Below are 12,861 nucleotides of genomic sequence, written 5' to 3'. Positions count from 1 at the left end.
ACTATTCAGGACAAGTAAAAACAGTTTCATCCATTAAATCAGTGCCACATTCCAGTGTTTCAATCCAGTCCAGAAACTGGTTAATCTGTTCTTTACCCACAAATGGTGTTCCATGTTGTGGCACAATCATGTCTACATCCATGGTACGTACCATCTGTACCCATAAACGAATCACCTTGTTATTGCACATATAGCGCTGGTGAAATCCTTTCATTTTCGGAATGTGCGCTGCAAAATTTTCCAGTGGCTTTGAAGCATCCTCGACCATTGACGCCCCCATATCACCCGAAAACAGGATCTTGGCAATCGGGTCATAAAACTGGAAATTACCGACTGAATGTAAAAAGTGCGCTGGAATAGCAATAATGCTGGATTGACCGAGTGGAATGATCTGACCATGATCCGGCAATTCAATCAGACGATCCAGCCAGTTACCTTTCATACGGTCACTCATAAAGGCTGAATTCAGATGCGGCAAGAATCGCGCCCAGAGCTTGGAAGCTACGACTTTGGCTTCGGTATAGACCAGCCAGCGCGGCATGGACGTAATAATGTCCGGATCCTGATGCGATGCCATCACATAATCCAGATTGCTTAACCGGGTATAGCGGTTCAGTTCCATGGTCAACGGTACATAAGTTAAATCACCGCCCGGATCAAGTACTGCAGCACGCTCATTGTCTAAAATCAGAAATTGGTTTGCCTGGACACCTTCACCTTTAACGAGACTGGTAAAACTAATACATTTATGTGTCCCATTATCAAACAAGACTTGCGATGTGGTGCGCTCGAAGGCCATCAGTAATCCCCAATTTTTTTCGTTTAGGATGGTTTTTCTATAGGCATATAACATATAGGGAATTAAATGAACTTACAATCAATAAAACTGGATATATAACTTTATTTATCAGCAAATTGAGCACAATTTCACAATAAAAAATCCCGAGTTTTTAGCTCAGGATTTATACGAAATTGATTTTTATTTTTAAAATAAATAATGTTGTGCCAAGGTGCCGACACCGATGATCAAGAAAATACTGGCGCCAATTTTATGAATCAGGCCGATTGGAAGTTTATTCGCCAGTTTATCACCGATAAATACCGCAGGTGCGTTGGCAATCATCATTCCGACGGTAGTACCCATCATCACCCAAAGCACACTGTCAAAACGTGCTGCCAGTGCCACTGTCGCAATCTGGGTTTTATCGCCAATTTCAGCCAGGAAGAACAGCACAAAAGTCGCACCAAACACGCCGTACTTTTGCCATTTATTGATACTGTCGTTTTCATCCCCTAATTCATCCGGAATCAGCATCCAGATTGCCATCCCAATAAAACCGACTGACACGATCCACAGCAAAATTTCTGGCCCAATAACGGTAGTGACCCATTGCCCCAGGGCTGCTGAAAGACCATGGTTAATCAGGGTTGCCAGTAAAATTGCAATTAAAATCGGTGTCGGTTTGCGGAAACGTGCTGCAAGAAGCAAAGCCAGTAACTGGGTTTTATCACCCATTTCGGCAAGTGCAACGATGGCCGTGGAAAGCAGGAATTCGTACATGCGGTCTTTCTCTGGCTGGCATTTTCTACCGATGATTCACCCTTCCCGCCAGCCAAAATCTGCAGAATGGTAAATCAAAGGTCTTGCCAACAAAAGAAAGCTTCGAGAAGCTTATTTGGTTCTTTGCTATGATGACCATGCCCTGTTGAGCAAATATGTTGACCATCACCCTTCTGCTTTGCGCAAAAGGCGGCTACTCCCCAATGAAGTGCGCCCATTATAGCCAACCGTGTTTATATTTACAAATTGTCATATAAAAAAACCCTGCCGGAGCAGGGTTTTTATTTTCATACATTCATGAATCAGATCAAGAGTGTACGAATATCCTTTAACAGCTTGGTCAGCTTATTGGTAAAGCGTGCAGCATCGGCACCATTAATTACGCGATGGTCATAAGACAGTGACAGTGGCAGCATCAAACGTGGATCAAAGCCCTCCCCATTCCATACCGGTTGCATGGTCGCAGGAGAAATACCCAAGATCGCCACTTGCGGCCAGTTCACCAACGGCGTAAATGCTGTACCGCCAATTGAGCCCAAGCTGGTGATGGTGAAGTTCGCACCTTGCAGATCTTTAGGTGATAATTTCTTATCACGCGCTTTCTGGCTTAACTCACCGAGCTCAATAGCGATCTTCTTGATCGACTTCTGGTCCGGGTTACGTAATACAGGAACAGTCAGACCATCTGGCGTCGCAACCGCAATGCCCATATGGATCTCATTCCGTAGCAATACCGATTTACCGTCATCAGACAGGTGACCGGCAAACTCACGCTCTTCTTTGAGCAGATAAGCTACAGCCTTGATAATGAAAGCCATGATGGTCAGGCCAATACCTTCTTTTTTGAAGTTGCCTTTCAGCTCATTACGCCAAGCTTCCAGCTCAGTGATATCGGCTGCATCAAACTGGGTCACTTGTGGGATGTAGTTATTTAAAGATAACTGTGGAATCGAAACCTGTTGCAGACGCGTCAAGGCTTTCTCTTCTACCCCACCAAAAGCACTGAAATCAGGCAGTTTTGGCAAGCCAGCAGGAGCTGCAGCTACCGCAGGTGCAACTGTTGTTTGCGGTGCAGTCAGGCGATCTTTCACATACGCAAACAGGTCTTCTTTCATTAGACGCTCATGCGGACCAGAAGCTTTCACTTCTGCCAATACCACACCCAGTTCACGAGCCAGTTTCCGCACAGCAGGACCAGCATAAACTTTGGCATTGGCAGCGTTCTGCTCTTTGGTGAGCTTGTCTGCACTATGCGTTTCAGGCGTCGCAGCAGCAGTGTCAGCTTTTGGCGCTGCGGCTGGTGCAGGTGTAGCTTTGGCTACAGGTGCTTCTGATTTTGTCGCTGGAGCTGCAGCAGGTGATGCTTGTCCTTCAGCTTTAATCGTAATCAGTGCCACACCTTCAGAAACACTCTGGCCCAGCTCAACATGAATCGCCTTAATCACTCCGGCAGTCGTGCTCGGCACTTCTACTGTCGCTTTATCCGATTCGACCACGATGATGCTCTGGTCTTTCTCCACCGTATCACCGACCTGTACCAGAATTTCTGCTACAGCAGCCTTGTCTACACCCAAGTCAGGTACTTTTACTTCAATATCGCCTGCAGGGGATGCCGCCTGTTGTGGTGCTGTTTCAGTTTTGGCTTCAGGTGTTGCTTGAGCTTTTGGCTTTTCTTCTGCTTGAGGCGCTGCTTGCTCAGCAGCTGGTGCTAAATCTGCAGTTTTCACTGTCAGAATCAGCACCCCCTCTTTGACTGAATCACCTTCCTGAATATGAATCGCTTCTACAGTACCTGCAACTGTACTTGGTACTTCAACTGTTGCTTTATCCGATTCAACCACGACCAGGCTTTGATCAACTTCAACTTCATCGCCAACCTGAACCAGAATTTCACCCACCAGGGCTTTTTCTACGCCAATATCCGGCAATTTCACTTCTACAGTAGATGTAGAAGCCGATTGAGAGGACTGTTCACTTTGGCTAGAGGCTTTAGGCTGATGTGTCGCCACTTCCTGCAGAATTTCCTCATCAGGCAATTCAGTTGGGGTATTTTCCGAAGTTTTGTCAGCAGCATCAGCTTCCTGACTTTCTACCGTACCGGCATCATCTTCAGCCTGCAGTTCAATCAAGACAGTACCTTCAGATACTTCATCACCCTGATTGATCAGGATGTTTTTGACCACACCTGCTGAAGTGCTTGGCACTTCAACAGAGGCTTTATCCGATTCCAGCAGCACAATACTTTCATCTACAGCGATGGTGTCACCCACCTTCACCAGGATTTCTGCCACAGTTGCCTTATCTACACCAATATCTGGAGTCGTAATTTGCATGATTAGTTCTCCTCTTTGTAGTCAGCAACAGCATGCAGTTCCGGGGTCGCCTGTGGCGCCCAAGCCACCGGACGATCAGTATCTAACTCAAAGCTAGAGATCGCATCTTTCACTAAACGTGCATCGACTTCACCTTCATCTGCCAGCTTCTTCAAGGTTGCTACGACAATATGTGCAGCATCGACACCAAAGTAGCTACGCAGGTTGCCACGGGTATCTGAACGGCCATAACCATCGGTACCCAAGGCTACGAATGGACGGCTATCTGGAAGATAGGCACGGATCTGTTCGCTATAGGCACGCATGTGATCAGTGGCCGATACCACAATACCGTCCTTGTCACGTAACTGCTGAGATACCCATGGTTCTTTCGCTTCTTCAGCCAGTGGATGCAGGCGGTTATATTCTTCACATGCCATACCATCGCGAGCGAGTTCGTTAAAGCTGGTCACGCTCCAGACATTGGCATGAATCTGATATTCCTCACGCAGGATTTTTGCGGCCTTGATCACTTCACGCAGAATCACGCCTGAACCCATCAACTGAACCGTCGCTTTTTCGTCTTCTTCCAGCAGATACATACCACGCTTGATGCCTTCTTCTGCACCTTGCGGCATTGGCGGATGTTCGTAGTTTTCATTCATCAGGGTCAGATAATAGAACACACGCTCCTGATTCACATACATACGTTGCAGACCATCATGCACGATCACAGCAAGCTCATAGCCAAAGCACGGGTCATAAGAGACACAGTTTGGAATGGTGTTGGCCAGAATATGCGAATGACCATCCTGATGCTGCAAGCCCTCACCATTTAAGGTAGTACGGCCAGCGGTTGCACCCAGCAAGAAACCTTGCGCCTGTGCATCACCTGCGGCCCAGGCAATATCGCCAATACGCTGGAAGCCGAACATCGAGTAGTACATGTACATCGGAATCATTGGCAGGTTATTGGTTGAATAACTGGTCGCCAAGGCTGCCCATGCGCTCATCGCACCGGCTTCGTTAATCCCTTCCTGTAACATATGACCGTCTTTGGCTTCACGGTAATGCATCAACTGTTCCTGATCTTCAGGGGTATATTGTTGACCATGCGCTGCATAGATCCCCAATTGACGGAACATCCCTTCCAGACCAAAGGTACGCGCTTCATCTGGCACGATCGGTACCACACGGTCCTTGATTGCTTTCTCTTTTAATAAGGCAGAGATGAGACGAACCATGACCATGGTGGTGGACTGTTCTTTACCGTTTGAACCTTTGAGCACAGCATCAAAAACAGAGAGCTCAGGAATTGGTAAAGATTCGCTTTCTTTGCGACGTGCTGGCAGATAACCACCCAGTGCTTCACGGCGTGCCTTCATATATTTAATTTCAGGCGAGTTTTCGCTTGGGCGGTAGAATGGAATTTCTTCCAGTTGTTCATCAGTAAATGGCAAGTTGAAACGGTTACGTACATATTTCAATGATTCCAGCTGCATTTTCTTGATTTGGTGGGTCTTATTCACCGCTTCAATTTCATCAGACAGACCATAACCTTTTACGGTTTTCGCCAGAATGACCGTTGGCTGACCTTTGGCCTTGGTCGCTTCTGCATAGGCAGCAAAGACTTTGTACGGGTCATGACCACCACGGTTCAGATTATCGATATCTTCATCGCTCAGGTCTTTGACCAAAGCTTCTGCTTCTGGATATTTACCAAAGAAATGTGCGCGTGCATAAGCACCACCTTTCACCTGATAGCGCTGATAATCACCATCTACTGCTTCTTCCATAATCGCTTTGAGTGCACCAGATTTGTCTTTATCCAGTAGCGGATCCCAATGACGACCCCAGACAACTTTAATCACGCGCCAGCCAGCACCACGGAACAATGATTCAAGTTCCTGAATGATCTTGCCATTACCACGTACCGGGCCATCCAGACGCTGCAAGTTACAGTTCACCACCCAGATCAGGTTGTCCAGCTTCTCACGACCCGCCAGTGAAATCGCGCCTAAGCTTTCCGGCTCATCCATTTCGCCATCGCCCAGATAAGCCCAGACTTTACGGTCTTCTTCCTTAATCAGGCCACGGTTCATCAGATACTTTTGAATATGCGCCTGATAGATCGACATGATTGGACCCAGGCCCATCGATACCGTCGGGAACTGCCAGTAGTCTGGCATCAAGTAAGGATGAGGATAAGAAGGCAGACCTTTGCCGCCGACTTCACGACGGAAATTATTCAGATGCTCTTCAGTTAAGCGGCCTTCTAGAAATGAGCGGGCATAAATCCCCGGGGCACAGTGACCTTGATAGTAAATCAGGTCGCCACCGAAGCTGTCGTTATTGGCACGGAAGAAATGGTTAAAACCCACATCGTATAAAGTGGCAGATGAAGCAAAGCTGGCCAAGTGACCACCTAGGTCATCACCGGTTTTATTTGCGCGAAGCACCATTGCCAAAGCATTCCAGCGGATCAGCGCGCGAATACGGCGCTCCATGTCCTGGTCGCCCGGCATCGCAGGTTGTTCTTCTACAGAAATAGTGTTTAAGTAGGGAGTATTTAAACGCTGAATAGGAACATGTTTGGCAATTGCGCGTTGATAAAGTTTTTCAAGTAAAAAGGCGGCGCGCTCGGTTCCCATGTGTTGCAAAACGGAGTCAAAAGCGTCTTGCCATTCTTGGGTTTCTTGAGCGTCGGTATCTCCATAAAACGCCATAATCTACAGTTCCTGAAAGCCAAATTGATCACTTATATGTATCATATTTACGGCTTATACAGGTATGGCCTTGGCTGAATGCGGTTCTGGAGTACTATTTATTATCTAAATATACATTGACACTTTCTTACACAAAGTAACAAAAAGAAGTCAATAATGGCGATTTTTTATACGACAGTTATAATTCTCGGTGATAATATAATATCTAAAAGCAATTAGACCGAACTCCTTCTCTACTCCCTGGAAGAAATGTTCAGTCTAATTGCCTTAAAAGCGGTTTGATTGATTTTTTATGAGTATCAAGTATCAGACGTATTAAAGTATTTCAGTTATTTTGAGCAAAGCTACGCTTAAGGCAACATTGCTAAATAAGTTGAAGGATTTTTACGTTGACCGTCTTTTACTACTTCATAGTGTAGATGAGGACCAGTACAACGACCTGTACAACCTACATTCGCAATATGATCACCGGCTTGCACCTGATCTCCCACACGTGCAATCAAGCGTGAAGCATGGGCATAACGAGTAAGGTATCCATTACCATGGTTAATTTCGACATACTGACCATAACCTGTACCCCAACCCGATTTGGTTACGATACCAGGACCAGTTGCATAGATCGGGGTACCGCTTGCAGCAGCCAGATCTAGACCTGAGTGATTTTCAGCACGACCACCCATGGTACGGCCGCCAAAATTTGAGCTGACACGTTTCATGTCGGGTAATGGATGAGCCACTAACCACGAATAAGGATTATTTGAAGATGCAACTTTGCTAGATCTAGATGAAGAATTGCCATATTTTTGGGCAATGGTCTGATTATTCAGTTCAACCGGTTTTTCACGTAGCTGAACATTTAATTTGGTTTGTGCGGGAATATCAATATCTTCAGGATGGGTATAAGAACCCTGCGATAAAGTACGTGTTAACTGCTCAAGACGGTCAGGTGTAGCATCTTGTTGATTCAGATCCACTAAATCTGCAAAAGCTACTGAAGCAGCTGAAACCGAAATAGAAAATGCCAATAGGATACGTCGCATAGGCATATGCATAAAAAACCTCTCTAAACTGCTAATCGAGTTTCTTGAAGATCTCTTCCTTGATATCCACTTTAAGAAGCGCATAAGATTAAGACATAAACATGTAGGAATTATGTATGTCGGAACCTGTCAACGTCTTTCAAAAAACAAGAAAACAGATAAAAACAGGAAACTTTTCGTTTCTCTCATCACAAGTTTCTGCATGGCAGAAGCTTACGAAACTCGTACAACCGCTATTGCCTCAACCCGAACAATGGCAAGTTGCCTGCTATCAAAATGGTGTGTTAACGATTACTGGTGAAAACCAAGCCATGATTTCTCAATTGGCCTATCTTCAAAAGCAATACATCTCACAACTCTCTCAAATAAACGAATTAAAAGATCTCACTAAAATCCAGGTTTGCTTAAGGAATCCATCCCCTGTTCAACCGGTTCCAGAAAAATCTGAAAGAGCCTTGAGTCCAGAAACACAGGAATTACTTCGCGGTGCTGCTGACTTTATAAGCGACCCTAAGCTTAGCCAAGCTTTACTACGTTTGGCAAGCAATAAAAAGTAACATTGCAATGAGATGTAATAAATTCCAATGTTATTTTTATGTGACAGGTGTCACATTAGATGCAGCTAAGTTATAACACAAAGACACAAAGACAAGGACTTATGTCACAGTTACATAACTAATTGGACATTGAGTTACGTCATCAAATGTTACAATTTCATAGCTGCTTGGGTCACTTTTCACGTTACGCAATAGTTGATTATTCAAAGCATGCCCTGATTTGTAACCATCAAATTTGGCAATAATCTGGTGGCCTAGCAGGTATAAATCACCAACTGCATCTAGAATTTTGTGGCGTACAAACTCATCCGAGAAACGCAAACCTTCTTCATTGACTACGCCGGTTTCATCTACACCGATGGCATTTTCCAAGCTTGCACCCAAAGCCAGATTATTGGCTTTCAAGTAGTCAAGGTCTTTCATAAAGCCGAATGTACGCGCTTCACTGACTTCATAAACAAAGGTTTCTGTAGAAAAATCGATGCTGGCAGATTGATGTTCTTTTTTAAAGGCAGGATGATCAAAATCAATAGTGAAATTTAGCTGAAAGCCGTCATGTGGGCTGAAAATCGCCCGTTTATCATCGATCAGGGCTTCAACAGGTTTAATAATTTTAATAAATTTCTTTGGTGCATCTAGTTCTTGCAAGCCGCCCTGCATGAGCAGATAAATGAAAGGTCCGGCACTGCCATCCATAATGGGAACTTCTGAAGCTGACACTTCAATAATCAGGTTATCAATACCTAATCCTGCAATGGCGCTCATCACATGCTCAATCGTACCCACTTTGGCATTTGACTGAACCAGGTTCGAACACATGAAGGCTTCCTGGATCAATAAGGCATCTGCAGGAATATCGACAGGTGGATCCAGATCAATACGACGAAACACAATGCCCCCATCGGCGTGGTGTGGCACAAAGTTAATCATAACCTTCTGCCCACTATGAAGACCGATTCCGCTCGCTTTCACGATACGTTGCAGGGTACGTTGTTTCAACATGCTTTTTATCATCTGTTCACCAATAAAACCGCTATACGTTAGCATATTTGGCCATTGATAAAAAACAAAAGGTGGCTCTAAAGCCACCTTTTCTGTGCAATCATCGTAAACACATGCTGTTACATATTATTTGCGCTGTTGATTTTTAAGATAATCTTGGATGCTCATTGGCGTTGGACGCGGACTAGAAACTGAAGCGGCAGGATTAGCTGCTGCACCTGCTTCATTTTGCTGACGCTGAATTGCCGGTACATCATCATCTTCAACTACTGCCTGTGATGATGATGGACGTACTGCCTGTACATTTGCGCGTTTAGTCGGCTCAACCGAATCTGCAGCATGGCGAGTCAAACCAGTCGCAATCACCGTTACACTGATTTCATCACGAGCATCAGGGTCAAATACTGTGCCGTAGAAGACCTGACCTTCGTCCAGATCCACGATCTGGTTTACAACATCAGTAATTTCTTCGATTTCACCGAAGGTTACGTCATCACCACCCGTCACGTTAATCAGAATACCTTTGGCATTCATGATGGTGACGTTATCCAGTAATGGGCTGCGAATCGCCTGTTCTGCTGCCTGACGTGCACGGTTTTCACCACGACCCAAGCCTACCCCCATCATGGCATAACCACGTGTACTCATTGCAGTTTTCAGATCGGCGAAGTCAAGGTTAATGTGACCAGGACGTACCACCAGGTCAAAGATACTACGTACCGCATTCAACAGTACATCATCCGCTTTTTTATATGCATCCTTCATTGAAATATCACGGAAGACTTTCAATAGACGCTGGTTTGGAATGATGATCAGAGAATCTACATGCTGTTCTAACGCTTCAATCCCCTTCTCGGCAGATTGCAGACGGCGTTTACCTTCAAAGTTGAATGGTGTAGTTACGACACCAACAGTGAGGATACCCATTTCTTTAGCAATTTCAGCAACGACTGGCGCAGCACCGGTACCTGTACCACCACCCATACCGGCGGTGACAAATACCATATCGGTACCTTCAAGCTGCTGGCGGATCAGTTCACGGCTTTCTTCTGCTGCCGCTTGACCGACCTGTGGATTTGCTCCAGCACCCAGACCACGTGTACTTTGCTCGCCCAGCTGAATTTTAAATTCGGCTTCCATGCGATCCAGTGCCTGTTTGTCTGTATTGGCACAGACGAACTTTACGCCCTGGATATCGGACTGCAACATATGCTGTACAGCATTACCACCCGCACCACCTACACCAAATACAGTGAAACGGGCTTGACCATTGCTATCGCTATGATCTTCTTCGAAAAATTCAAATGAGGCCATGACCTATAAAATTCCTAATTCATAATTGGCAGTCACTAAGCCCGTATACTGCCTTAATCTTGATAAAAATTGTTTTTAAGAATGCTGCTCAAGCAAGCACTTGTCAAGTACAAGCCCGATTAACTACAACTTCCCAACAATATTCACAATAAAAATCGCTTAAAAGATCGCTTTTAACGTTTCGTTAAAACCTGACCATGCCCGTTTAATGCGCTGTGTTACTGATAACTTGTCCCCGTCTTCGGTCTCAACGAGGGTTTCCTGGGTATCACTCTGGCTAAACATCAGCAAACCAGCCACTGTTGCGTACTGGGAACGACGTAAAGCCGCCTGGTGCTGTTCATCTGCATAGACCTGTACCGGCGGATTGCCCAGATGTGCAGATACACCCAAGGTACGGCGTACAAAGCTGACCATACCTTCAATCTGACTGGCATCACCAGTCAGCACCACACCATGATACAGTCCCTGCATCGCGCCATGGTTCACCAGTTCATCACGCACCAGACCCATGATTTCTTCATAACGCGCCATGATAATTTCAGTCAGTTCAATCCGGCTAATGGTTTGTGGTCCATCAATGCCCTGGAACTGAATCATATGCTCTGGTTTAACCACTTTCAGGTCAACACAGCCATAGAGCAATTTCAGACGTTCTGCTTCTTCTGTCGTGGTCTGTAAAACTGCTGCAATATCACGGGTCACATGTTCACCGCCACGCTGAATAGTATGGGTTAACGCCAAACGGCCATCCAAATAAACAGCAATATTGGTGGTTCCCGCACCGATATCTACCAGACACACGCCATATTCTTTTTCATCTTTCAGCAGGCTGGCTTCAGCAGTAGCTAGACAGGACACCACCATTTTCTCCACACCGATATTGGCCCCTTTTAAAGCGCGGTCAATATTCTGCATGGTGCTGATCGGTAACATCATCAAATGATAATGCCCGGTCATGCTATGTGCCGACATACGGATCGGGTTGAGTACCCACTCAGGTGCATCATCCAGCTCGAAGCCCAAAGGCACCGCACTCACCAGATAATGATCTGAGGTGACATGACTGGCTTTGGCCAGCTCAAGTGCCCGCACCACTTCACTGGTCGTAATTGAATGTTCACTATTATCAATGGTGGTACGACCCGAGGCATAAAAGCTTTTTAATTCAGCACTTGGGATCGAAATCCACGCAGAATGCACACGACATTCAGCCATATCTTCCGCTTCTTGTACGGCGTTTTTAATGGCGGTAATGACTTTATCGAGACTGACAATTTTTCCTTTATTCATGCCTCGGTTACGAGCGGTCGCCATCCCAATCACTTGGATATTGTCTGGCGCGTGTACCTTACCAATCAAAACTGAAACTTTGTGTGTCCCAATGTCAATCGCCACAACCGAGGGAACAGCTTCACTCATTATTAACTACTACCATTACGTGTTTGTTAGATTTATGGCTTTATAAGGCCTCTAGTTTTTAAAGCCGGTCATTATGGCTTTACTGTTACATTATTCTCAACGCCCGTGTCATTAATGGTTACAATAAATTGACCATTTACAATTTTAGGCGGAATTGAATTTTTCCATTGAATCGCCAATCCATTGCGATAACGCAGGTCGATCGCTGAAATTTTCGACCATACCGGTTTTAGTTCGCTATAGGACAGATGACTCAAACGTTGCAACTTGCTCATGGTTTGGTCTTTATCGACAATCACACGCAAACCTGAATCAAACTGCATAAACCAGGTCATTCGTTCAGTTAAATATAATTCTTTTAAACGAATACCTTGTGGTAAAAATAACTGATTGATTTCATTATAACGTCGCATCATGGTTTCTGCATGGCTCGCCGGCCCATGTAGTAACGGTAATGCCTGATAATTCTTGGGTGTGACTTCCGTAAAAATCACACCACTGTCACTTAGTAAACGCCCTGTTCCCCAACGTGCAATGGCATGATGCGGCATTACCCGGACATGAATTTTGTCTGGCCAGGCACGAGATACCACGACACGATCCACCCAAGACAATTCCAGTGCACGGTCACGAATCGATTCCAGGTCCGAAGTAAAATAGTTTTCAGTCACAATCGGTGAAACGTACTGCATGACCTGACGCTCTTCAGCTGCTGTACGCGTTCCTGCCACTTTCAGCTCTGCTACCTGAGCATCCGTCATCACCTTATACAGGCCAAAAATCCCAAAAGCTAGCACCACCAGCGCGACACACAACAAGGCCCAACCACCTAGGTTGGTCAGTTTTTCTTTGCGTGTCGGCGGCTTGTCGTGAATTGAGGTAATCGCAGCACGTTTACGGCGCATGGTTGCTGGGAGTTGAGCCATA

General features: G+C 45.5%; 10 protein-coding genes and 1 riboswitch. Of the genes, 1 reads left to right on the top strand and 9 read right to left on the bottom strand.

Annotated elements, in window-relative coordinates; all coding sequences use genetic code 11:
• Position 1 precedes the first annotated feature (1 nt).
• The 5 genes from FTV34_RS03840 to FTV34_RS03820 form a co-directional block, all read right to left on the bottom strand.
• Positions 2-799 (bottom strand): MBL fold metallo-hydrolase, encoded by a 798-nt coding sequence (locus FTV34_RS03840; RefSeq protein WP_180030998.1) that lies wholly within the window; start codon positions 797-799, stop codon positions 2-4.
• Positions 800-985: 186 nt separating this feature from the next.
• A complete protein-coding gene (locus tag FTV34_RS03835; protein WP_159123792.1) occupies positions 986-1,561 on the bottom strand; it encodes a TMEM165/GDT1 family protein in 576 nt (191 codons plus the stop codon).
• A gap of 73 nt (positions 1,562-1,634) precedes the next feature.
• Positions 1,635-1,775: riboswitch (yybP-ykoY riboswitch) on the bottom strand.
• Positions 1,776-1,863: 88 nt separating this feature from the next.
• Positions 1,864-3,894 (bottom strand): 2-oxo acid dehydrogenase subunit E2, encoded by a 2,031-nt coding sequence (locus tag FTV34_RS03830; RefSeq protein ID WP_180030996.1) that lies wholly within the window; start codon positions 3,892-3,894, stop codon positions 1,864-1,866.
• A gap of 2 nt (positions 3,895-3,896) precedes the next feature.
• Positions 3,897-6,599 carry a pyruvate dehydrogenase (acetyl-transferring), homodimeric type gene (aceE, locus tag FTV34_RS03825; protein ID WP_180011097.1) on the bottom strand — a complete coding sequence of 901 codons (2,703 nt, stop codon included), beginning with the start codon at positions 6,597-6,599 and terminating at the stop codon, positions 3,897-3,899.
• 350 nt (positions 6,600-6,949) lie between these two features.
• Positions 6,950-7,645, bottom strand: a complete 696-nt coding sequence (locus tag FTV34_RS03820; RefSeq protein ID WP_180031070.1) for a M23 family metallopeptidase — start codon at positions 7,643-7,645, stop codon at positions 6,950-6,952.
• A gap of 110 nt (positions 7,646-7,755) precedes the next feature.
• Between FTV34_RS03820 and FTV34_RS03815 the strand changes: the two genes are divergently transcribed.
• Positions 7,756-8,196 carry a DciA family protein gene (locus FTV34_RS03815; protein ID WP_004781492.1) on the top strand — a complete coding sequence of 147 codons (441 nt, stop codon included), beginning with the start codon at positions 7,756-7,758 and terminating at the stop codon, positions 8,194-8,196.
• Between the two features lie 99 nt (positions 8,197-8,295).
• On the opposite strand, the gene lpxC is transcribed toward FTV34_RS03815, so the two are convergent.
• From lpxC to FTV34_RS03795, 4 genes are all read right to left on the bottom strand, one after another.
• Positions 8,296-9,198: a UDP-3-O-acyl-N-acetylglucosamine deacetylase gene (lpxC, locus tag FTV34_RS03810; protein ID WP_034170289.1), complete on the bottom strand. Its 903-nt coding sequence runs from the start codon at positions 9,196-9,198 to the stop codon at positions 8,296-8,298.
• Between the two features lie 126 nt (positions 9,199-9,324).
• A complete protein-coding gene (gene ftsZ / locus FTV34_RS03805; RefSeq protein ID WP_179991920.1) occupies positions 9,325-10,512 on the bottom strand; it encodes a cell division protein FtsZ in 1,188 nt (395 codons plus the stop codon).
• A gap of 159 nt (positions 10,513-10,671) precedes the next feature.
• Positions 10,672-11,934, bottom strand: a complete 1,263-nt coding sequence (ftsA, locus tag FTV34_RS03800; protein WP_159123790.1) for a cell division protein FtsA — start codon at positions 11,932-11,934, stop codon at positions 10,672-10,674.
• A gap of 71 nt (positions 11,935-12,005) precedes the next feature.
• Positions 12,006-12,860: a cell division protein FtsQ/DivIB gene (locus tag FTV34_RS03795; protein WP_179991919.1), complete on the bottom strand. Its 855-nt coding sequence runs from the start codon at positions 12,858-12,860 to the stop codon at positions 12,006-12,008.
• Position 12,861 lies beyond the last annotated feature (1 nt).

The organism is Acinetobacter sp. YH16038 (genome assembly GCF_013417275.1).
In the GTDB taxonomy this organism is placed as follows: domain Bacteria; phylum Pseudomonadota; class Gammaproteobacteria; order Pseudomonadales; family Moraxellaceae; genus Acinetobacter.
This window is presented reverse-complemented; position numbering and strand designations above follow the sequence as displayed.